General features: G+C 70.8%; 16 protein-coding genes, 3 tRNA genes and 1 pseudogene. 12 read left to right on the plus strand and 8 right to left on the minus strand.

Going from position 1 to position 22,353, the window contains the following annotated elements; translation table 11 throughout:
- Positions 1–317 precede the first annotated feature (317 nt).
- Positions 318–1,754, minus strand: coding sequence for an MFS transporter (locus tag AB0N16_RS12850; RefSeq protein ID WP_365795907.1), 1,437 nt, complete (start codon positions 1,752–1,754; stop codon positions 318–320).
- Between the two features lie 203 nt (positions 1,755–1,957).
- On the opposite strand from AB0N16_RS12850, the gene AB0N16_RS12855 reads away from it, so the two are divergent.
- The 3 genes and pseudogenes from AB0N16_RS12855 to AB0N16_RS12865 all read left to right on the plus strand — a co-directional run bounded on the left by AB0N16_RS12855 (position 1,958) and on the right by AB0N16_RS12865 (position 3,949).
- The gene (locus AB0N16_RS12855; RefSeq protein WP_365795909.1) at positions 1,958–2,839 is read left to right on the plus strand and encodes a helix-turn-helix transcriptional regulator; all 882 of its coding nucleotides are present in this window, start codon (positions 1,958–1,960) and stop codon (positions 2,837–2,839) included.
- 481 nt (positions 2,840–3,320) lie between these two features.
- Positions 3,321–3,551, plus strand: a pseudogene (locus tag AB0N16_RS12860) (LysR substrate-binding domain-containing protein); the annotation flags it as partial.
- Positions 3,552–3,676: 125 nt separating this feature from the next.
- Positions 3,677–3,949: a hypothetical protein gene (locus AB0N16_RS12865; RefSeq protein ID WP_365796217.1), complete on the plus strand. Its 273-nt coding sequence runs from the start codon at positions 3,677–3,679 to the stop codon at positions 3,947–3,949.
- 518 nt (positions 3,950–4,467) lie between these two features.
- Here the strand turns inward: AB0N16_RS12865 and AB0N16_RS12870 are convergent.
- Complete coding sequence (locus AB0N16_RS12870) at positions 4,468–5,079, minus strand: helix-turn-helix domain-containing protein (protein WP_365795911.1); 612 nt, start codon at positions 5,077–5,079, stop codon at positions 4,468–4,470.
- A 143-nt stretch (positions 5,080–5,222) separates the two neighbouring features.
- On the opposite strand from AB0N16_RS12870, the gene AB0N16_RS12875 reads away from it, so the two are divergent.
- Positions 5,223–5,957 carry an SDR family oxidoreductase gene (locus tag AB0N16_RS12875; RefSeq protein WP_129772044.1) on the plus strand — a complete coding sequence of 245 codons (735 nt, stop codon included), beginning with the start codon at positions 5,223–5,225 and terminating at the stop codon, positions 5,955–5,957.
- A gap of 33 nt (positions 5,958–5,990) precedes the next feature.
- A complete protein-coding gene (locus AB0N16_RS12880) occupies positions 5,991–6,614 on the plus strand; it encodes an NAD(P)-binding domain-containing protein (protein ID WP_365795913.1) in 624 nt (207 codons plus the stop codon).
- Positions 6,615–6,778: 164 nt separating this feature from the next.
- Here the strand turns inward: AB0N16_RS12880 and AB0N16_RS12885 are convergent, their stop codons facing one another.
- On the minus strand, positions 6,779–7,501 hold the full coding sequence (locus tag AB0N16_RS12885) for a hypothetical protein (protein WP_365795915.1): 723 nt from the start codon (positions 7,499–7,501) through the stop codon (positions 6,779–6,781).
- On the opposite strand from AB0N16_RS12885, the gene AB0N16_RS12890 reads away from it, so the two are divergent.
- Entirely contained in the window at positions 7,500–7,637 is a 138-nt protein-coding gene (locus AB0N16_RS12890) for a hypothetical protein (protein WP_365795916.1), read from the plus strand. The genes AB0N16_RS12885 and AB0N16_RS12890 overlap by 2 nt on opposite strands.
- 168 nt (positions 7,638–7,805) lie before the next feature.
- Here AB0N16_RS12890 and AB0N16_RS12895 read toward each other — a convergent pair whose 3' ends face one another.
- The 5 genes from AB0N16_RS12895 to AB0N16_RS12915 form a co-directional block, all read right to left on the minus strand.
- Entirely contained in the window at positions 7,806–9,455 is a 1,650-nt protein-coding gene (locus tag AB0N16_RS12895; protein WP_365795918.1) for an alkaline phosphatase family protein, read from the minus strand.
- A 229-nt stretch (positions 9,456–9,684) separates the two neighbouring features.
- Positions 9,685–11,280, minus strand: coding sequence for a phospholipase D family protein (locus AB0N16_RS12900; protein ID WP_365795920.1), 1,596 nt, complete (start codon positions 11,278–11,280; stop codon positions 9,685–9,687).
- Between the two features lie 547 nt (positions 11,281–11,827).
- Positions 11,828–11,901, minus strand: a tRNA-Ile gene (locus AB0N16_RS12905).
- Positions 11,902–12,122: 221 nt separating this feature from the next.
- Positions 12,123–12,195: transfer RNA gene (locus AB0N16_RS12910), tRNA-Asn, on the minus strand.
- A 5-nt stretch (positions 12,196–12,200) separates the two neighbouring features.
- A tRNA-Asn gene (locus AB0N16_RS12915) sits at positions 12,201–12,273 on the minus strand.
- 144 nt (positions 12,274–12,417) lie between these two features.
- On the opposite strand from AB0N16_RS12915, the gene AB0N16_RS12920 reads away from it, so the two are divergent.
- The 6 genes from AB0N16_RS12920 to AB0N16_RS12945 all read left to right on the plus strand — a co-directional run bounded on the left by AB0N16_RS12920 (position 12,418) and on the right by AB0N16_RS12945 (position 22,315).
- A complete protein-coding gene (locus AB0N16_RS12920; protein WP_365795922.1) occupies positions 12,418–12,720 on the plus strand; it encodes a YtxH domain-containing protein in 303 nt (100 codons plus the stop codon).
- A 212-nt stretch (positions 12,721–12,932) separates the two neighbouring features.
- Entirely contained in the window at positions 12,933–14,387 is a 1,455-nt protein-coding gene (locus tag AB0N16_RS12925) for an FGGY family carbohydrate kinase (RefSeq protein WP_365795924.1), read from the plus strand.
- A 151-nt stretch (positions 14,388–14,538) separates the two neighbouring features.
- Positions 14,539–16,272: an ABC transporter ATP-binding protein gene (locus tag AB0N16_RS12930; protein ID WP_365795926.1), complete on the plus strand. Its 1,734-nt coding sequence runs from the start codon at positions 14,539–14,541 to the stop codon at positions 16,270–16,272.
- Complete coding sequence (locus AB0N16_RS12935) at positions 16,272–18,200, plus strand: ABC transporter ATP-binding protein (protein WP_365795928.1); 1,929 nt, start codon at positions 16,272–16,274, stop codon at positions 18,198–18,200. The genes AB0N16_RS12930 and AB0N16_RS12935 overlap by 1 nt, the downstream gene beginning before the upstream one ends.
- Before the next feature lie 155 nt (positions 18,201–18,355).
- Positions 18,356–20,305 carry a dynamin family protein gene (locus AB0N16_RS12940; protein ID WP_365795930.1) on the plus strand — a complete coding sequence of 650 codons (1,950 nt, stop codon included), beginning with the start codon at positions 18,356–18,358 and terminating at the stop codon, positions 20,303–20,305.
- A 3-nt stretch (positions 20,306–20,308) separates the two neighbouring features.
- Positions 20,309–22,315 (plus strand): dynamin family protein, encoded by a 2,007-nt coding sequence (locus AB0N16_RS12945; RefSeq protein ID WP_365795932.1) that lies wholly within the window; start codon positions 20,309–20,311, stop codon positions 22,313–22,315.
- The last annotated feature ends 38 nt before the right edge of the window (positions 22,316–22,353 follow it).

Raw genomic sequence — 22,353 nt, forward strand, 5'->3', positions numbered from 1 at the left:
CAACCCGCCGGCCACCCCCGCACAGCACGGGGCATATGTGAGGCTTCTTCGGCGGTGCGGACGGTACACCGGACGACTGCCCCTCTGACGGTGTTTCACCTGCGATCCGCGCGGCCGGCTCCCGCCGTGCGCCCAGAGCAGCCGGCCGTGCGGGCGCGGTCCGGGTCGGTGGATCCGTGCGGGTATGCGATGGGGTCCCCGCGTCGAGCCGGACCGTCCGCCACCGCGTCTCACCGGACCGCCGGCCGTCCGGGCGTACCGCCCTGTCCTCGTCCGGAGCGGCCAGGCCGGCGGCGCGCGGTTCGTGCCGTCGTGAGTCACCGCGCACTCGACCGCGCACCACGCAGGAACGCGGCGCTGGTGAGGGCTCCGACGAGGACGAGGGCGGCGTTGACCGCGATGGCCGTCCTCAGTCCGCCGAGGACGGCCGAGGCTCCGGTGCCGGTCATCGCGGCGGTGGCGATGGCGCTCATGATCGGCGTGCCCATGGTGATGCCGACCTGCTGGGTCATGGTCGCGAGCCCGGTGGCCAGGCCCTGTTCGTGGTCGGCGAGACCGGAGGTGGCGGTGACCATGAATCCGACGATGACGAGCATGTTGCCCACACCACCGACGAAGGTGGCGACCAGCAGCAGCCACATCCAGGAGCGGTCGTCGCCGAGGCCGAGCAGGGCGGCCGTGAACACGGTCTGCAGGACGCCGCCGGCGATCAGCGTCTGCTTGCTGCCGGTCTTCCCGATGACCTTCGGGGCGACCGAGCCGCCGACGACCGTGCCGATGCCCAGCACACCGAAGGACAGACCGGCGGCCAGCGGGGAGAAGCCGAGCACCTCCTGGAGATAGAGGGTCAGCAGGAAGACCAGGGAGGTCTCGGTGAGGAAGGCGATCAGACCGGCGACGTTGCCCCAGGCCACCGAACGTTTGCCGAGCACGCCGAGCGGCACCAGCGGGGCACTCACCCTGCGCTCGACGGCCCAGAACGCGATCAGCAACAGCACGCCGACCGCCAGCGACAGCAGGGCGTTCGCGGAGCCCCAGCCGTGCTCACCGGCCTGGTTGAGGCCGAGGACGACGGCCAGCAGACCAAGGGTGACACTGACGGCGCCGGGCACGTCCAGCTTCGGGCGCTCGTCGGGCCGGGAATCCTCGATGACCGTCGGGGCGACGATCAGGACGGCGAGGGCGACGGGCACGTTGATGAAGAACGCCCAGCGCCAGGAGAGCAGGTCGGTCAGCAGGCCGCCGAGGATCGCGCCGGTGGTGAACCCGGCCGACATCAGAGCCCCGTTGAGACCGAGGGCCTTCTCCCGCAGCGGGCCCTCCGGGAACGAGGTCGTCATGAGCGAAAGCCCGGCCGGGGTCACCGCAGCGGTCGCGAGCCCCTGGAAGACCCGGGCCGTGATCAGCACCTCGGGGTTCCGTGCCAGACCGCCCACGAGCGAGGCCGCGCCCAGCACCACCAGACCGCCGAGGAAGAGCCGGCGACGACCGAAGAGGTCCGCGACCCGGCCGAACAGCAGGGTGAAGCCCGCCGCGCACAGGGCGAACGCGGTGCCGATCCACTGCAGATGCGCGAGAGAGAAGCCGAGACCCTCGCCGATCACCGGCAGCGCCACGTTCAGGATGGAGAAGTCCACGGCCAGCATGAACTGGGCCGCGAGCAGCAGCACCAGCACCAGGCGCAGCCGCGGAGTGAGGACGGCCGGGGCCGTTCCCGCGGCCGTACCGGCCGGGGCCGAATCAGTGACGGACATGACGTCGAGTCCCTTTCGTTCGAGCTCCTTCGGCGCGCCTGCCGTGCGCACCGCTGGGAAAGAGACTCGTTTCGGCCCGGGACCCCAGCCAGCACCCTGTCTCGGACAGCCGGCACAAGGGTGGTCATCACATGACCACCCTTACGGCTCACGACCGGCGCGCTGGGCGGGCATCATGGGGGGGAGTGATCAGGAGGGTATCGATGGGCGCTCCGTCCGAACTGGGAGACTTCCTCAGGTCCCGCCGTGCCGCACTGCGCCCGGAGGACGTCGGCATCACCCCGCATCCGACCCGCCGCCGGGTCAGCGGGCTGCGCCGGGAGGAACTGGCCATGCTCGCCGGGGTCAGCATCACCCACTACACCCGTCTCGAACAGGGCCGCGCCCTCAGCGCCTCGGACTCCGTACTGGACGCGATCGCCCGCACCCTGCGGCTGACCGACGACGAGATGGCGCATCTGAAAGACCTGGCCCGCCCCACCGCGGCCGCGGCCCGCCCCACCGCGCCCCGCGCGGAGCAGGCCAGCCCCTCGGCACGGCAGCTGCTGGCGGCCATGTCGGAGGTGCCGGCGCTGGTCCTGGACCGCCGCAACGACGTACTGGCCTGGAACCGGCTGGGGCACGCCCTGCTCGCCGCGCATCTGCCCGCGGACAGCCCCGAGACGCCGGGCACCCGGCCCAATGTGACGCGCATGCTGTTCCTGGATGAGCGCTACCGCGCGCTGTACACCGACTGGCACGACGAGGCGCAGCTCGCGGTCGCCTCGCTGCGGCTGATCGCCGGCCGGCACCCCGACGACCGCCGGCTGACCGAACTGGTCGGGCAACTCACCATGCAGTGCGACGAGTTCGCCGCCCGCTGGGTCCGCCATCCGGTGCGCACCTGCACCTCGGGGCTGAAGCAGCTGCGTCACCCGTTGGTCGGCCCGATGGACTTGAGCTTCGAGAACCTCGTGCTCCCAGGCTCGTCCGGCCAGCGCCTGATCGCCTACACGGCCGAACCGGGCTCACCGTCCGAGGCGGCTCTGCGCCTGCTGGGCAGCGCAGTCGCACCTGAGGCCGAGCGCACCTCAGCGGCGGTGTGAGACCAGGCTCAAAGGAAGCGTGCGGGATATGGAGGCGTTCCCAGGCGGACCGTTTCCCACCAACGATTCCCAGTACGTACTTCACCGGCTGCTTGAAATTCCCGTCCGCGGCGTACTCCTGGTCGTTGCCCGCGTTGCCCGCGTTGCCCTCGTTGACCGCGTTCCCCGCGTTGCCCGCGTTGTCGCCGTCGGTCCGCAACTCGACGCGGGTTCCGTCGTCGCTCGGGAGCGGTCCGCGACCTGACCCGGCGACGTCGAACCTGACTCCGCGCGCCAAGACGCAGGGGCAACCCGTCGCTGGATGCGACGCCTTTGCGTGCGCAACAAGCCCCGCCCGGTATCCCCGGGCGGGGGCGTGGCACGGTCGGACCACCTCACGGTCCGCGTGAATGGGCGGTTACCGCGTTGCGGTGGCGAGTGCCGCGCGACCCACGCGGTCCGCCGCCGGGTGTCCGCGGCCGCCGACGGCAAGCGGCGGCTGATGGTCGGTTTCCGGGCCGGCGTTGCAGTCATTCCGGCGGCCCGTGCGTTCGAGGACCGGCACCCGGACGTGGTCGTGGACGTGCAGCGGATCGAAGGGGACGACCAGGCTGCGATGCTGCTCGACGGCCGCATCGACGTCGGCTACGTGCGGCTGCCCATCGACGAAGCAGGCCTGCGCGTCACCCCGCTGTACACCGAGCCGCGGGTGGCGGTGCTGCCCGCCGGACACCGGTTGGCCGGCAAGGAGGAGGTCACCGAGGCCGACCTGACCGGCGAAACGCTGGCTGGCACGGTGACCCGAACACGCAGCCCACCAGGCGCCCGCTCCCCAATGCCGGGTACCCGGTGCGCGGGGTGGACGAGACGCTCGAGCATGTCGCGGCCGGACGGGGCATCTCCTTCCTGGCCCGCTCGGCGTCCGTGTTCTACTCGCATCCGGACGTCGTCTATGTGCCCATCCCGGAACTGGCGCCCGACCAGGTGTGCCTCGCGGTGGCGGCATCGCACACCTCGCCGGTAGTGGACGACTTCCTCACCGCGGCTCAGTCGACGGCCGAGATCACGGCAGAATGCGGCAACTATGAGATGTGGCAGCGTGGCGGCGAAGCCGTCTCAAGACACGCTTGAGTAGTTTGGCTGCCCCCGTTCATCATGCGCTGCGGAGTGAAATGGCCTGCGGGAGCGGTGCTGTTGCGGCTGACCGCTGGGCCGGTTCCGCTCTTCGGCTCTTCGGCCAGCAGTTGTCCGAGGGGGCTCCGAAGCGCCTGAGACCGCGTGCTGCACCACGAGGAGAGCGCCGCGATGGAGTGGATGAGGGGCGCAAGTCTCCGGCTCGTAGAGGTTCTGAGGATGCGGGTGGCCCGCCAGCGTCGCTGGCGGGCCACCCGCATCTTCTTATGTGATCAGCCGTCTGCTCGAACCGGCGGCGCGTCAGCGCCCTGGGCCGGGATGACGGCCCGCGAACTCCTGAAGGCTTCGGGGGTCGCCGCTCTCCCTGGTGGCTTCCGCCGCGGCCCTCAGTGGGCGGGCGGCCGGTTCCGCAAAAGTCGGCAGGTCCGGGCCAGGTGCCAGGCGGCTGGTGTCGCGTACCTGCGGGTGCGGCCGCGCGACGGGCGGCGCGTCCAGCCCGGCCGCGGAGTGCCAAGTCAACTTGACACGTCCTCCCGCCGCCGGTCATCGCCGGCTGTGGCGGGGATGGCGTTGTCGATGAGGACGGCGGCGATGGCGGCGGCGGCGGGGAAGGCGTCGGCGTTGAGGACCCGGGTGCGGGCCGCGGCGCCGTCGATGAGCAGCGCGAGTTGCTCGCCGAGCTGTTCAGGGTCGGCGGCGCCGGCTTCGCGGGCGGTCTCGGCGAGCCGCGCGGCGACGGCTTTCTTGTAGTCGCGCGCGTACTGGGATGCGGGGTGCTGGGGGTCGTGGAGTTCGACGGCGGCGGCGATGTAGGGACACAGGGGGGTGGTGGGGGGGACGTCGAAGGCGGCGAGGAGCCGTTCGCGGGGCGTGAGGTCGGTGCGGTCGAACACGCCGGACAGAACGGAGGGGTCGAACCGGCGCAGGTACTCGGCGACGAGTTCGTCCTTGCCGGCGAAGTGCTGGTAGGCCGTGCGCTTGGACACCTGGGCCGCCGCGCAGAGCTGGTCCATGCCGGTGCGGTTGATGCCCTGCTCGCGGAACAGCTGCTGGGACGCACTGATGATGCGCTCGCGGGCGCCCCGGCCGCGGCGGCGGCCCGTGGGGCCCTTCTCCAACTCCGTCATGGATCCACCGTACCGCAGCTAGGTAACGACCGGTGTACATAGTTGCGTCCCAGCCACCGGCCCCGTAGCGTAAGCACACAGGGCGGTGTACATAACGCCGTCGTCCCAGGCACACACGGCATTACCGATCCAAGGGAACGACTATGGGAAAGCTCGACGGCAAGGTCGCGGTCATCACCGGCGGCACCACCGGCATGGCGCTGGCCGGTGCGAAGCTGTTCGTCGACGAGGGAGCACACGTCTTCATCACCGGCCGCCGCCAGGAGGCCCTGGACGAGGCCGTGAAGCAGATCGGCCGCAACGTCACCGGAGTCCAGGGCGACGCCGCCGACCTGGACGACCTGGACCGCCTGTACGACACCGTCAAGCGGGAGAAGGGCAGCCTCGACGTGCTGTGGGCCAGCGCCGGCGGCGGCGAACCGGCCCCGCTCGGCGAGATCACCGAGGCCCAGTTCGACACCTGGTTCGGGCTCAACGCCCGCGGCACCCTGTTCACCGTGCAGAAGGCCCTTCCGCTCTTCAACGACGGCGGCTCCATCCTCATGACCGGCTCCAACGCCTCCCTCGGCGCCTTCCCCGGCTGGAGCGTCTACGCCGGCAGCAAGGCCGTCCAGCAGGCCTGGGCCCGCATCTGGCTCAACGAACTCAAGGACCGCCGCATCCGCGTCAACGTCCTGACCCCCGGCCAGGTCGCCACCGCCAAGCAGGAGGAACTCTTCGACGAGGCCACCAAGCGCCAGTTCGAGTCCCTCATCCCCCGCGGCCAGATGGGCCGCCCCGACGAGATCGCCACCGCCGCCCTCTTCCTCGCCTCCGACGACTCCAGCTACGTCAACGGCATGGAACTCGTCGCCGACGGCGGCACCACCGCCATCTGAACCGAACAACACACAACCAGGGCAGGACATCTCATGAGCAGCATCAGCATCATCGGCACCGGGAACATGGCCCGCACCATCGGCGCGCGGGCGATAGCGGGCGGCAATACCGTCGAGGTCATGGGCCGCGATCAGTCCAAGGCCGCTGACCTGGCCAAGACTCTCGGCGGCGGCACCACGACGGGAGAATGGGGCACCGCCCCGGCCGGGGACATCGTCATCGTGGCCCTGTTGTACGACGGTGTCGTGCCGGCCGTCACCCAGTACGGAGACGCTCTCGCGGGCAAGGTCATCGTCGACATCAGCAACCCCTTCAACTCCACGTTCGACGGCCTGGCCCACCGCGAGGAGACCTCGATCGCGCAGGGAGTCGCCCAAGCGGCCCCGGCCGGCGCCAGCGTGGTGAAGGCATTCAACACCGTCTTCCGCCATGTCCTGGAGAAGGGGCGGCCCGACGTCTTCATCGCCGGCGACGATGCGCAGGCCAAAGCACGTGTGGAGGCGTTCATCGAGACCCTGGGGCTGCGCCCGCTGGACGTCGGTGGCCTGAAAATGGCGCACTGGCTGGAAGGAGCGGGCGTGGTCACGGTGGGCCTCGCCAACCACGGGGTGGGGAACGTGGACTTCGCCCTCGGCATCACCGAACTTCCCGTCTAGCAAATTACGAGAGCCACACACAGAATCTGCGAGTTACTGCTGAAACCTCACACGATCGAGCAAGGACCAGGCAGCCTGGCTTCTACCTGGCGGTATGCAGTGATAGTGCTCTCAAACGTCCAGCTGGAACTCGCACGTGCTCCACTGGTTGACGGACGCACACCTCATCCGTGGTACAGCACGCGCACGGCGTAGGCGTCGGCCGGAAGTGCGTCGAGGTAGTCGTTGAAGCAGCGGCGCCGCTCGGCGTTCGTGACGTCCAGCCAGCGTCCGTCCAGGGTCAGCAGAGCGTGTGTGGGCAGGGCCTTATCGGCGGTTTCCCGTGCGTACCCTTCGAGATCGCCGGTCAGGCGGGCGGCCGGGTCGCCGCCGATCAGCTCCCGGAGCTCGGGATTGTTCCTGAGCGCCACGACGGCCGGCTGGGTACGGTAGTCCTCCAGGACCTGTGCCTGCGGGTAGTTCTCGGGGTCGGCGAAGTGCCTGGCCCAGAAGTGGCTCGTCGGCCGGGTCGGCGGGTAAGCGGCGGAGAAGTCCTGCCACGCTTCGAAGGCCCGCCGCGCCCGAGCAGCCGCCCGCGCGCGTGGCGTTTCGAGGTCCAGCAGCGCGCGTGGCCCGCCGTCGCACAGTGAGGGCGGAACGTTGCGCGGCTCTCCGGACAGGGTTTCGGCGCCCCGAATGAGGCGCGGGTCGTCCTCGTGCCCCGGGATGACCAGGAACTCGCAGCCCCCGCCGTCGACCTGCCAGTAGTCCCACCACGTCTCGACGTCCGGATCGCCGACTCCGACATCACGGTTGTAGTCGTACGGCGCCATCGCCGCGCCGATGGCCTGCACCACGTCCCCCAGGTCGCACGGGGGGAGGCACACCGTCACTCGCTCTTTGGCCATGGCCCTTTCCTCGGTCTCTCTTCACACTCGTGCGCTGCTTGCCGGGCACGGCTTCGGCGATGTGCGCGCCGAAGTGCTGGCCGCGCCGCCCGGCCGGCGCATCGTCGGAACACTGATCGTTTCCGCGCGAGCCTGAACCAAGGCCCCGGCCGTGTACGTCTGGTCGGGGCCGACCCATGTCATGATCGCCTGCACTTCGGCCGAGCAGCGGCCGAGCTGACGATCTACATAGACAGCACCATGCATGAGGCCACCCGGCTGACTATCACCTGGGCGGCCTCAAGGTCAGTCGTAAACGACCAGGTCAGCGGATCGGCAGGACGGCGGTGTGCTCCTCGCGCACGGCCTTGAGGGAGCGCGGGTCGAGACCGAGCAGGCTCAGGATCGTCGGTGCGATCTGCTTGGTCTGCACGCTCGCGGAGTCTCGCACGCCGCCCGGGACGGAGGCGCCGGACACGACGAGGGGGACGTCGAGGTCGTCGGAGTGGCTGCCGCCGTGCTCGGCGATCTTCTTGGTGCCGCCGGTGTAGACGACGCCGTACTGCGCGACTCCGAGGAGGTCAGGGACCCGGGCGTCGCCGGCCTTGACGTGGAAGTAGTCGGCGGCGGCCTGGCCGGCGTAGACCTTGTGGAGCCCGCTGTGGGTGTAGGCCTTGGGCGCGGCGTTGATGTCGGTGCCGGTGCCGCTCTGTGCGAGCAGGTACCTCTTGGCGAAGGCGGTGGCGGCCGCGGAGCGGTCGGAGAGCCAGAGCAGCATGGCGTCGTCGTCCACCGCGTGCGTCACCAGGTCGGCGGCGCCGGGGTGCAGCCTCTTCCAGGCGGCGTTGAGGCCGTCCAGCAGCGGGCCGTCGTCGACGCGGGTGAGCGCGGCGGGGTCGGTGGGCGACTGGCCGTGCTTGGCGGAGAGGATGACGGCGGTGCTGCCGGACAGGTGCCGCTTGCGGATCTCGGCGGTCAGGGCGCCGATCTCCGTGTTGACGAAGTCCAGGTTCTTCACCAGCAGCGGGCCCGGGACGTTCTTGGTGGTGTAGCCGCCGGTGAGGCCGTCGGAGGCGGGCAGCTTCTGCGCGGTGGAGACGGACTGGAAGTTGAGGCCGAAGATCGCCGGGGTGCCGACCTTGTGGGTGCGGCTGTGGTCGTAGCCGTCGATCTCGTTGACGACGGCCTTCACCTTGTAGCCGTCGTACTGCTCGGTGGCCTTGTTGTCCGTGGTCCAGTCGTTGCCGGCGGCGTAGCCGAGGGCGTCGCTGTTGATCTCCGGGGTGAACAGGTCCTGGACGCCGGTGCCCGAGGGGCCGTCGAGGATCTCGTAGGCGGCGTGCTTGTCCGACCAGGCGGTACGCAGACCCGCCTGGCGGGCCACCTCGAAGACCGTGTTCACCTTGAGGTACGAGTGCGGGTAGACCGGCTTGCAGGTCTTCGGGTCGACGGGCAGCTTCGACGCGTTGATCAGGCTCTGCGGGTGGCCGGTCATCGACAGGATGCTGTCCGGCAGGCCCGCGAGGCCCTGACCGGCGTCGATGGAGGCCTGGTTCTTGTCCAGGTCTTCGGTGAGGTCCACCTCGACTCCGGGCTTGACGCCCTTGCAACTGGTGGTTCCCGCCGGGAGGAGCGCGGCGTTGTAGGTGTCGTCGTAGTAGATGCCCGTGGTGCCGGGGCTGCCGCCGGTCGCCTGGGCGACCATGCCGGGGAAGGAGTCGGACGGCGTGGTGGTCCTGGCGTGGGTGTACTGCACGCCGCCGCCGACCAGCCGGGCCAGCGCGGACTCCGCATGTCTGGCGATGTACCAGGCCAGGTCCGACTGGTGCAGCCCGTCGACGGAGACCAGCAGGACGTGCCGGGCGGCGGCACGGTGGTGGGAGGCGGCGAACGCGGCGGGCTGGGCGGCGGTAACCCCGGTCAGCACTCCGGCGGCGGCGAGGACGGCTGCGGGCCTGACGTGGCGTCTGGACATCTGGTCTCTCCCGGGTGTTCGGGGCGGGCTGCGGGTGCCGGGCCCATCAGAGGCCCGCCTTGTGTACCGGAAACGGCGCATGTGTGAACACGCCCGGAATGAGCGGTCGGGTCTTCACCAAGCGGGCCCGGCTTTCCCCAGGACGGAGACGCTCGAGAAGACGGACCGGCACCAGCACGGTGAACGCGTTGGGGTGGCGGCTGGTCAGAAAGAGTCCGCCTAGGGAGCTTCAGTACTCGTTGGTGCGGCGGAGGGCCAGAGGGCGGCCGTCGGGGTCGGCGAGCAGTCGGTAGAGCGGGGTGACCAGGGCCGTCGTAGTGGGCGACAGACGCGGGGTGCGGTAGGTCCGCAGGCGGCCGGGAGGCCGGGGTCCCTGGCACCCGCCGTCGTACCACGCGTCCAACGCCGCGGCGGACTCCGCGAAGGCGCGGAAGGCCTTCACCGGGTCACACAGTCCCTGCGGGTCAGCGCGGTCCAGGTGCTCGCAGGCCAGTTCGAGTCGCAGGTCGCGGGCGTAGGCGCGGGCGCCGTCGCCGAGACCTCCGGGGTCGCGTGGCTCCCGGGGGTCGATCGCCTCGTCCACGACGGCGCAGCTCAACTCGGAATCGTGCGTCCAGGAACGGCGGTTGACGTTGTCCGATCCGACTGAGGACCACACGTCGTCGATGACGCAGACCTTCGCGTGGACGTACACGGGAGTCCCGGCGTGGTTCTCCACCGCGTAGACGGCGACACGGTCGCCGCCCGCGCGGCGCAGCGACTTCAGGGCGCTGATCCGCCCGACGAGGTTCATCGCCTGCGTCACCCGCCCGTCCTCGTCGGGATGGGCGGGAATGACCGCGATGAGGCGCAGCCCGGGGTGGGCGGCCAGTGCCTCGGCGAAGCACCTGACGACCTGGGCGGACCACAGGTACTGGTCCTCCAGGTAGATCAGCGAGCGGGCCCGGCGCATGACCTTTTGGTAGCCGCGGGCGATGCTGCGCTCGCCGTGCGGGGCGAAGTCGTAGCCGTGGACGCGGGCCGGATAGGTGCGCAGTAGTTGCACGGTGTGCGTTCCGCAGGGCTCCGGGTCGTCCAGCTGCGGAGGCAGCGGGTCCGCTGTGGTGTCCTCATGGTGCAGGAGTTCTCGCAGCCGCCCCAGCGGGCTGCGGCTGAGCGGAGCCGGGTCCTCCCAGCGTTCGCGGAAGTGGGCTTCGACATCACCGACGGCGGGGCCGTGGATCGCGAGCTGGACGTCGTGCCAGGGCGGACGCGACCCGTAGGCGGCGGCGAACGGCTGGCTGAGCGGGTCGCCCTGATGAGCGGTGTCGTCGCGGCGGCTGTGGCACAGGTCGATTCCGCCGACGAAGGCGACGTCCCGCTCGGGCCGTCCCGGGTGGCGCAGTACGACGAACTTCTGGTGGTGCGAGCCGCCGGGGCGCACCCGCATGTCGAGCAGGCACTCTCCGCCTGCCGCTCTGATCTCCTCACCGAGGTGACGGTTCTCGCGTTCGCTGAACTGGAAGCGGTCCAGATGAGAACGCCAGATCAGCCCCTTGACGATGACACCGCGCTCGGCCGCCGCACACAGCACCTGTCCGATCTCGCTGCCGGGGCCGTCGAGCCGTTCGTCGGGGTCGCCGCGCCAGTCGGTGAACAGCAGCAGGTCGCCCGGCTGTTGGGCGCGGACGGCCTTGAGCAGTTCACCGAAGTACACCGCGCCATGGACGAGGGGACGTACCTGGTTGCCCGTCGACCACGCCGTTCCTCCGGGCCGGCGGCTCTCCAGACGGGTCGCGGGGTTACCTCGCTCGCCGGGCGCTAGCAGCCAGTCGGCCAGCTTCATGGCCCCTCCCACGGGCAGCGCCCGGCAAAGCAGGCATGTCCATCAGTCATCTGTATGCCCGGGACGCTGTCAGATGCTCCGGGGCGGGTATCTCGGCAGCGTGGTTCCGTGCGGTCCGCGATGCGGAGGATGCCGTCCCCGCGGGGCTGCCGCCGTAGCGTCTGGACACGTCCGACGAATAGCCCGCAAAGAAGTCCTGAAACCTCGCCGCCCCGGTCTGGGTCACCGTTTCGCAGGCGGCACCGACGGGCCGGGGCGTAGGCACGAAGGGAACGAGCCCGATCTCGACGCCGATCAGGAGCCGCAGCCCCATCGGTGTCTGTGCGAGGCTGCGGAGCGTCGCGTCCACACCCCCACCCTCAGGACAGGCGCCCGGACGCCGAGCGAGAACCTCGATCACCGATTCCGCCGCAGGTCAGATGGGTTGGAGCTCCCCCGACCACCGCCGGACTCCAAACCCACGAGCAGCGGATTGAGTCCGCTCGGGCAAAGTTGACGCTCCGACACCCAAAAATGAGCGTTTCCACAGGTCACAGCCCTGCACAGGTGGGGCGGGTGGGACTCGAACCCACGGCCGACGGATTATGAGTCCGCTGCTCTAACCGGCTGAGCTACCGCCCCATAGCGGCGTGTCGCGTACAAGTGTGCGCGCCGTCTGCCGCAGCATAGCCGCTCATACGATCTCCTGCTTCGGATGGTCGGCTTCCGCGGACGTTCACGACCTTCAGGACATCGGCGCAGGCCCAGCGGTTCCCGCGGACACGGAACGGACATGAAAAAAGGACCCCGTCAGGGGCCTCGGACATGAAAAAGGACCCCCTCAGGGGCCCTCGTTCAGCATGCTCCCCCGACTGGACTCGAACCAGTAACCTGCCGGTTAACAGCCGGCTGCTCTGCCAATTGAGCTACGGAGGACCGAGCTCCCCCGACTGGACTCGAACCAGTAACCTGCCGGTTAACAGCCGGCTGCTCTGCCAATTGAGCTACGGAGGAAGGTCTCGTTGCATCGAACGTACCTACCTGGGTATCCGCCAGGAAGCGCCCGCTCGCTGCGACACATACATTAGCGCAAGCAGGGGGGTGCTCCGCCAATCGGTACTCCCCACGAGACTCCCCCACGAGGTAAGGGTGGCCGCCATGCGCTACAAGCTCACGTTCGTCGTCGGGCTCGCACTGGGTTACGTGCTCGGTACCAGGGCCGGACGGGAGCGATACGAACAGCTGAAGAAGTCCGCCCGCCAGGTCGCCCAGAACCCCGCCGTTCGCAACACCGCCGAGACCGCCGCCCAGCAGGGCCGGGTCTACGCCGGCAAGGCCTTCCACACGGTCAGCGAGAAGGTCGGCGACCGGGTGCCCGACTCGGTGGCGGCCCGGGTCCGCTCCCTGCGCGAGCGCGGCCAGGCCGACGGAGCGGACGACTGGGGCACCAGCACCCCCTAGCCGGCACCACCTGGCCGGCACCACCTGGCCTGCACCACCTGGCCCTCACTTTTCGACACGCCCGACACCCCCGGGGGCGCGGGTCGGTGTCCGATATGCGGCTCCGCCGCGCGGGCGCGAACGGCCCCCACGGGTCCGCACCGGCAGCCGGCCCTCACCCCAACGGCGCCCGTCGGCCGAACCACAGCGGCGCGTGCGGCAGAATTTCGGGCATGGGGATAGTCGCCGGGTTGGACAGCTCACCGGATTTCACTCGCATCGTGGTCTGCGACACGGACACGGGCGCGGTGCTCCGCCAGGGATACGCACCGCACCCGGTCGACACGCCGGACGGCGCGGCGCGCCCCAGCGACGTCGACCCGCAGGCCTGGCTGCTCTCGCTCGGTGAGGCCGCCGGCGGCGGCCTCCTGGAGGGCGTGCAGGCCATCGGCGTCTCCGCGCAGCAGAACGCGCTGATCCCGCTGGACGCCCAGGGCAACACCGTCCGCCCGGCGATCGTCGGCGGCGACCGGCGCGCGCAGGTCGCGGCGGCCGATCTCATCGACGCGCTCGGCGGCCGGGAGGCCTGGGCGCAGGCGGTGGGGTGCGTGCCGCAGGCCGCGCAGCCGGTGACCAAGCTGCGCTGGCTGGCGAAGGCCGAGCCGGAGAACGCCCGGCGGACCGCCGCGCTGCTGCAGGCCCACGACTGGTTGGTGTGGCAGTTGCTCGGGCGGCCGGTCCGAAGGACCACCGACCGAGGCGGCGCCTCCGGCACCGGGTACTGGTCGGCCGCCACCGGCGGCTACCGGTCCGACCTCGTCGAACTGGCCCTGGGCCACCAGGCCATGCTGCCCGAGGTGATCGGGCCCTCGGACGCGGCCGGTACGACTCCGGAGGGGCTGCTGATCTCCGCCGGGACCGGCGAGACCATGGCCGCCGCCTTCGGGCTGGGGCTGGGGTTCGGCGACGCCGTGGTGTCCCTGGGCGCGTCCGGGTCCGTGATGGCCGTGCACCCGGAGGCGCTCGCCGACACCTCCGGGATGATCACCTCGCTCGCCGACGCCACCGGGATGCATCTGCCGGTCGTGACCACCCTGAACGCCGTACGGACCCTGCGCGGGACCGCCGAGCTGCTCGGGCTGGCGGATCTGGAGAGCCTCTCCGACCTGGCGATGAAGTCGACGCCCGGCTCGCACGGGCTGGTCATGCTGCCGTACCTGGAGGGTGAGCGGACGCCGAACCTGCCGCACACCGCCGGGACGCTGGCCGGGCTGCGCCGGGAGTCCATGAAGGCCGAGCATCTCGCGCGGGCCTCCTTCGAGGGCATGCTGTGCGGGCTCGCCGACGCGCTGGACGTGCTGCGCGGCCGGGGTGTGGAGGTGCGGCGGATCTTCCTGCTGGGGCAGGCCGCCGAGCTGCCGGCCGTACAGGCGGCGGCGCCGATGCTGTTCGGCGCGCAGGTCGTCGTACCGCAGCCGGCGGACTACGCGGCGATCGGGGCGGCCCGGCAGGCGGCCTGGGCGCTCGGGGTCTCGCAGGGGGCCCTGGATCCGCGTACTCCGCCCGTCTGGCAGGGTGCGGCGGCGCAGGTGCTGGAGCCAGGGGACGAGATGGCCGTCGGGCAGGCGGTGCGGCAGCAGTTCGTGTCGGTGCGCGAACAGACCCATCCGGGGGCGTTTCGGGCGTAGTCGCGCGCCCCCGGTGCCGTAGGGCGTCCGCTGTCGGGTTAATCGGTTGAGGTAACGCGGGTGGAGTGTCGGACGATAGGGGCCTAGGGCAAGCGACACCGCCCTTCGGGCAAGCGATCCCGCCCCCACCGCCGACTCCGAGAGACGTAGCGTGCTCATACGACTTCTGCGGACCTATCTCAGGCCCTACAGGAAACCCATCTCGATCCTGGTGCTGCTGCAGTTCCTGCAGACCTGCGCCACCCTCTACCTGCCCACGCTCAACGCGCACATCATCGACAACGGCGTCGTGAAGGGCGACACGGACTACATCCTGTCCTTCGGTGCCCTGATGATCGGCATCTCCCTGGCCCAGGTGGTGTGCAACATCGGTGCCGTCTACTACGGCGCCAGGACCGCGTCGGCGCTCGGCCGGGATGTGCGGGCCGCCGTCTTCGACCGGGTGCAGTCCTTCTCCGCACGTGAGGTGGGTCACTTCGGAGCGCCCTCCCTCATCACCCGTACGACCAACGACGTACAGCAGGTCCAGATGCTGGTCCTGATGACGTTCACGCTGATGGTGTCGGCGCCCATCATGTGTGTCGGCGGCATCGTGCTCGCCCTCGGCCTGGACGTGCCGCTGTCCGGGGTGCTGGTCGCCGTCGTTCCGGTGCTGGCCGTCTCGGTGGCTCTGATCGTGCGCCGGCTGCGTCCGCTGTTCCGGGCCATGCAGGTGCGGCTGGACACGGTGAACCGGGTGCTGCGCGAGCAGATCACCGGCAACCGGGTGATCCGCGCGTTCGTCCGCGACGAGTACGAGCGGGGCCGGTTCGGGAAGGCCAACAAGGACCTGACCGACATGCAGCTGGCCACCGGCAACATGCTCGCGCTGATGTTCCCCATCGTCATGACGACGGTGAACGTGTCGTCGATCGCGGTGGTGTGGTTCGGCGCCCACCGCATCGACAGCGGTGACATGGCGATCGGCGATCTGACGGCGTTCCTCGCCTACCTGATGCAGATCGTGATGTCCGTGATGATGGCCACCTTCATGTTCATGATGGTGCCGCGTGCCGAGGTCTGTGCCGAGCGCATCGAGGAGGTCCTGGACACCGAGTCCAGCGTCGTGCCGCCGATCGCGCCGGTCGTCGAGCTGCGCCGGCACGGGCATCTGGAGATCCGGGGCGCGGGCTTCCGCTATCCGGGTGCCGAGGAGCCGGTACTCAGGGCCGTAGACCTGGTGGCCCGCCCCGGCGAGGTGACCGCCGTGATCGGCTCCACCGGCAGCGGCAAGTCCACCCTGCTCGGCCTGGTGTCGCGTCTCTTCGACGCCACGGACGGCTCTGTCCTCGTGGACGGCGAGGAGGTCTCCGGGCTCGACCCGAAGCTGCTCGCCAAGACGGTGGGCCTGGTGCCGCAGAAGCCGTACCTGTTCGCCGGGACGGTCGCGACCAACCTGCGGTACGGCAACCCGGACGCCACCGACGAGGAGTTGTGGCACGCGCTGGAGGTGGCGCAGGCCAAGGGCTTCGTGGAGAAGCTGGAGGGCGGGCTGGGCGCGCCCATCGCCCAGGGCGGTACGAACGTCTCGGGCGGCCAGCGCCAGCGTCTCGCCATCGCCCGCACGCTCGTGCAGCGCCCGGAGATCTACCTCTTCGACGACTCCTTCTCCGCCCTCGACTACGCGACCGACGCCGCCCTGCGCGCCGCGCTCGCCCAGGAGACGGCCGAGGCGACCGTCGTCATCGTCGCCCAGCGGGTGGCGACCATCAGAGACGCCGACCGGATCGTCGTCCTCGACGAGGGCCGTGTCGTCGGCACCGGCCGGCATCACGAACTCATGGCCGGCAACGAGACCTACCGGGAGATCGTGCTCTCCCAGCTGACGGAAGCGGAGGCCGCCTGATGGCCGGGCCCATGGGACGCATGATGGCCGGGGGCGGCCCCGACCAGCGCTCGATGGACTTCAAGAACTCGGGCAAACGGCTTCTCGCCCGGTTCAAACCCGAACAGTTCACCATCTATGTGCTGCTGTTCTGTGTCGTCGCGAGCGTCACCCTCAACGTGATCGGCCCCAAGATCCTCGGCCGCGCCACCGACCTGGTCTTCGCCGGTGTCATCGGCAAGCAGATGCCGGCCGGAACCACCAAGGACCAGGTCCTGCAGGGCATGCACGAGCGCGGCCAGGACACCGTCGCCGACATGCTCAGGAGCACCGACTTCACCCCGGGCAAGGGCATCGACTTCGGCCAGGTCGGCGACGTCCTGCTGTTCGCGCTCTGCACCTACGTCGTCGCCGGCCTGCTGATGGCGGTGGCGACCCGGCTGGTCAACCGGTCCGTCAACCGCACGATGTACCGGCTGCGCGAGGACGTCCAGGCGAAGCTGTCCCGGCTCCCGCTGTCGTACTTCGACAAGCGGCAGCGCGGCGAGGTGCTCTCCCGGGCGACCAACGACATCGACAACATCGGGCAGACGCTCCAGCAGTCGATGGGGCAGCTCATCAACTCGCTGCTCACCATCATCGGTGTGCTCGCGGTGATGTTCTGGGTGTCCTGGATCCTCGCCCTGGTCGCCCTGGCCACCGTGCCGCTGTCGTTCCTGATCGCCACCCGGGTCGGCAAGCGCTCGCAGCCGCACTTCGTGCAGCAGTGGCGCACCACGGGCAAGCTCAACGCCCATGTGGAGGAGATGTACACCGGACACACCCTGGTGAAGGTCTTCGGCCGGCAGGAGGAATCGGCGCAGCAGTTCGCCGAGCAGAACGAGGCGCTGTACGAGGCCGGGTTCCGGGCGCAGTTCAACAGCGGTGTGATGCAGCCGCTGATGATGTTCGTGTCGAACCTGAACTACGTGCTGGTGGCGGTCGTCGGCGGTCTGCGGGTGGCCTCGGGCGCCCTGTCCATCGGTGACGTCCAGGCGTTCATCCAGTACTCCCGGCAGTTCTCGATGCCGCTGACCCAGGTCGCCTCCATGGCCAACCTGGTGCAGTCCGGTGTCGCCTCGGCCGAGCGGATCTTCGAACTCCTCGACGCCGAGGAGCAGGAGGCCGACCCGGTACCGGGCGAGCGTCCGGCGGAGCTGCGCGGGCGGGTGGCGCTGGAGCACGTGTCGTTCCGGTACGACCCGGAGAAGCCGCTCATCGAGGACCTCTCGCTGAAGGTGGAACCGGGCCACACGGTGGCGATCGTCGGCCCGACCGGCGCCGGCAAGACCACCCTGGTGAACCTGCTGATGCGGTTCTACGACGTCTCCGGCGGCCGGATCACCCTCGACGGCGTCGACATCACGCGGATGACCCGCGACGAACTCCGGGCCGGGATCGGCATGGTGCTCCAGGACACCTGGTTGTTCGGCGGCTCCATCGCGGAGAACATCGCGTACGGCGCCTCGCGCGAGGTCACCCGGGGCGAGATCGAGGAGGCGGCACGGGCGGCCCACGCCGACCGGTTCGTCCGTACCCTGCCCGACGGCTACGACACCGTCATCGACGACGAGGGCACGGGCGTCAGCGCCGGTGAGAAGCAGCTCATCACCATCGCGCGGGCGTTCCTGTCCGACCCGACGATCCTGGTCCTCGACGAGGCGACCTCCTCGGTCGACACCCGCACCGAGGTGCTGATCCAGAAGGCGATGGCCAAGCTGGCCCACGGGCGCACGTCGTTCGTCATCGCCCACCGGCTGTCGACGATCCGGGACGCCGACACCATCCTGGTGATGGAGAACGGCTCGATCGTCGAACAGGGCGCGCACACCGAGCTGCTGGCGGCCGACGGGGCGTACGCGCGGCTGTACAAGGCGCAGTTCGCGCAGGCGGTGGCCGAGGTGGACTGACCGGCCGCGCCCCGAGCGCACGGCACGGCGGCCCCGCCCTCCCCGAGGGCGGGGCCGCTGCCTTCGGCCCCTCGCTCAAGTGGCCGAATACCTGCTTGCCGCGATCCCATCGCCTGACGGGAACCGGCCACCCCCGGTCTCCCTACGCTGCCGACGTGGGGAGGAAAACCGTAGCCGACGGGGCGGGCGGAGCATGGGCACCCGCCGTCGGCGAACACCTGACATGGATCCGCGAGGTCCTGGGAGAGCTCGACCTCCCGGCGGCGCGTCGCGACAAGCTGTGGTCGGCACTGCGGACCGTACAGACCCGTGCCGACGACCCTGAACTGCGCATCGCCGTCTTCGGCGAGGCGTCGAGCGGCAAGAGCACCCTGCTCAACGCCTTTCTGCGACGTCGGCTGCTGCCGTCGTCGGCGCGGGTGACCACCACCGTCACCACGGTGCTGCGGCACCACGACGGCACCGAGGGCCTGCGGCTGAGAACGGCCGACGGAACCGAACTGGACTGGCCGTCGGCGGCTTTCGACAAGTGGGCCGGCGGGCCGGGCACGCCGACCGCGGACGGTCTGGAAGCCGCGCTGGACCGGGTGCTCACCACCGACCTGGCGCTGCGCGTACGGGATCTGGAGGTACGGTCCCCGGTCCGGCCGCTGGGCGACGGCGTGGCGGTCCTGGACACCCCGGGGTTCAGCGTGACCGACCCGGGACACCGGGAGATGGCCGAGGCCGCCGTGCGCCAGGCGGATCTGGCGGTGGTGGTCGTGCCGGCCGTCGCGGCCATGTCGATGACCCTGGCGGACTTCCTGACCGGACCGCTGCTCAACCACCACGACCGGTGCGTCTTCATGGTCACCAAGATCGATCTCGTCGACGAGGGCGAACGGGACGACACCGTCGAGTTCGTCGCGGACCGGCTCAGGTCGATGGGCATCACCGAGCCGCTGCTGCTGCCCTGCGCGCCGGGCAAGGCCCTGCTGGAGACCGACCCGGCGGACGGCGGTCCGCGGCCGGTCGTGGACCACTCCGGTCATCTGGCCCGTTTCCGTGCCGTGGAGCAGCGGCTGGTGCGGCTCGCCGCGGAGCGGCGGGAGTCCGCCATCGCGGCCACCGTACTGACCCTGCTCTCCCAGCTGCTCGCGGCCGTGGAGGAGACCGCCGACGCCCAGCGCGCCGAGAACCGCCGCGCGCGGCGTGGACTGGCCGCCCTGTCGCTGCCGGACTTCCCGGGCTTCCTGGACGCCTGGACCCGGCGCGTCGTCGACCGGGTGAACACCGGCACGCGGTACGCCGCGACGGACGCCGCGGTCGGTTCGGGACGCTCCGGGCTGGACGCGAAGGTGGTCGCCGCGGTCGCCGGCGAGAAGATCGACAACATTCGGGAGGCGGCCTCCGAGGTCTCCGGGATCGTCGGCCGCCACCTCAAGAAGGAGGCCGGGAAGACGGCCCGGGCCGCGGCCCGGCGGGCCGGTGAGCTGTTGGCCGCCGAAGCCGGCGAACTCGCCCGGGACTTCGCGGCGCAGTACGGCGCGCTCGCCGGTCTGGCCGGCGAGACACCCACCGCGCCGGTGGTCCCCGTGACGGACCTGGACCTGCCCGAACCGGATCTGTCCGATGTGGACGCGGCACTGACCGCGATGGGCGCCGAACTGGTCAGCGTCGGCAACTGGCGCACCGGGGGCGGCGCGGCGGCCGGCGCGGTCATCGGCAGCTTCATCGCCCCCGGGATCGGCACCGTCATCGGCGGCGCGCTCGGAGCCATGATGGGCACCCGCGGCCGGGACACCGCGCGGACCCAGTTCCTGCAGAAGGCGCGCCCGATCATCGCCACCGCGTACACCGAGGTCGACGCCCTGCGCACGGTCTCGCTCCAGCGCATCGCCGAGGCGGTGGACGACAGTGTCGCGGCGCTCCGGCAGAAGTACGAGGCCGAGTTCAGCGACGAGATCGCCCGGCTCGCCCTGGCCAACCAACGCCAGCGGGTCGCGTTGGACGCCGCCGTCGCGGCCGCCGAGGGCACCGCGGCCACCGCCCGGAAGCGGCGTGAACGGGTCGCCGTCCTGCGCCGGCGCACCGCAGGCACCGCGCACGCACCAAAGGAGTCGTAAGCCATGGACATACAGGCCGATCCCCAACAACCCACCACCCGCACCCCACCACCGGCCACCGCCGACACCACCGCCGCCGCTCCACCCGGCATCCAACAGACGGCTTCCGACCCCACCCCCACCCCCACCAAGCCAGCCGCACCCGCCGCCGGACAGCCGGTCGTCTCGGTCGCCGAACCATCGGCCCTCTCCGGCTCCGCCGGCAGTGCCGTTTCTTCGGCTTCCGGGTCCGCCGGTGGTGTTCTGCCCGTTCCCTCGCATGTCGCCGATGTCGGTGGGGACGCGCCCGGTTGGCTGCGGGAGGCGCAGGGGCTGGCGGAGCGGTATCAGCTGGACCGGATCGCGGCGGACCTGGCGGCGCTGGCCGACGGGCGGGGCCGGCGGCTGTTCCGGGTCGCCGTGGTGGGCGAGTTCAACCGCGGCAAGTCCACCCTGGTCAACCGGCTGCTCGGCCGGGACCTGCTGCCGACCGGCTCGCTGCCGGTGACCCGGGTTCCGGTGGTGGTGCGTGCCGCCCAGGACGAGACGCTGACGGTCCGCTGGCCGGACGGCCGCCGCGAGCTGCGCCGTCTCGACGGTGACGGCGCGTGGGACGGCCTGACCGGGGTCGTACCCGGGGAGGGTTCCGGGGCCGCGGGCGGAGCCCCGGAACCCTCCGTGACCCTCACTGTGGCCGACGGGTGGCTGGACGGCCTGGACGCCGAACTGGTGGACACCCCCGGGGTCAACTTCGGCAACGACGAGCAGCTGGAGCAGGTGCGCGAGGTCGCCGCCGGCTGCGACGCCGTGCTGTTCGTCGTCTCCGCGCTGTCCCCGCTGGGCATCACGGAACGCAGCCTGCTGGAGGAGGAGGTGCTGCGCCGGCACATCCCCTTCGTCGCCGTCGTCGTCACGATGCTCGACCTGCTCGATCCCGAGGACCGGGCGGAGGCCCTGGAGGACCTCGGGCGCCGGCTGGCCGGCCTGTCGAACCTGGGCGTGCTGGCCGCCCCCCGGCCCGGCGGCGGCGAGGCCGAGGTGGCCGCGCTGCACGCGCTCACCGAGGGGTTCGCCCGTCGGGACGGCCGTGCCGTGTGGCGCGACCGGCGGATCGCCGCCCAGATCGCCGACCACTGCGACGCGATGACCGCGATCGCGAGCCGGACGATGGCGCTGGACCGGCTCACCACGGACGAGGCCGCGGAAGCGGCGAAGAAGGCGCAGGCGGCGCGCGAGAACGAGGAGCGCCAGTGGGAGCAGCTGCGTATCGATCTGACCGCGCGCCGGCTCACCCTCACCACCCGGCTGCGGGAGTACGTGCAGAGCAAGCGCGACGGAATGATCGAACGGCTGCGCTGGGAACTGGACCGGACCGGCGACCCGCGCGGCTGGTGGGAGCGCGATCTGCCGTTCCGGCTGCGCCACGAACTGTCCGTGCTGGCCAAGGAGTCCGAGCGGACCGTGCTGCTGCCGGCCCTCACCGCCGACAGCGGCTGGCTGGACGAGGAGGTGGCCGCCAGGCTGCCCGGCGCCCGGCCCAGCTGGATCCCGGCCGCGGGCAGGCTGAAGCTGTCCGTCGAGCCGGAGATCTCCGGCGACGTCTCCAACCTGTCCGGGGTCCGGCTGGCCACCCGCCTCGGTGCCCAGGGCGGGGCCATCGTCGGCTATCTGATCGCCGCCGCCCGCTCGGCGCCCCTGCCGATGATCTACGGCGCCGGTTTCAGCCTGCTCGGCGGGTTGCTCGCCGAGGCGTCCATCCGGGCCGCCACCGAGGCCCAGCGCAGTGAGGTGGACGCGCTGCTCGTCCGGGTCGTCGACGAGGCCACGACGGCCTTCCAGCGGCAGGCGGTCGAGATGCTCTCCGAGGTCTACGGGGACGTGTTCGAACAGCTCCAGCAGTCGCATCTCGCCTGGCACGACGCCTGGCGGACGGTGGCCGACTCCCGGACCGGAGGCGACCAGGACTGGGAGTCCCTGGCCCGGTCCGCCGCCGCCCTGGGCGCCCGCATCCGTGCCGGACTCCGGGCCTGACCCGCGGGCCGGGACCCCTCACCAGCTCCGGATCCGAA

The organism is Streptomyces sp. NPDC051105, assembly GCF_040682795.1.
Classification (GTDB): Bacteria; Actinomycetota; Actinomycetes; order Streptomycetales; family Streptomycetaceae; genus Streptomyces.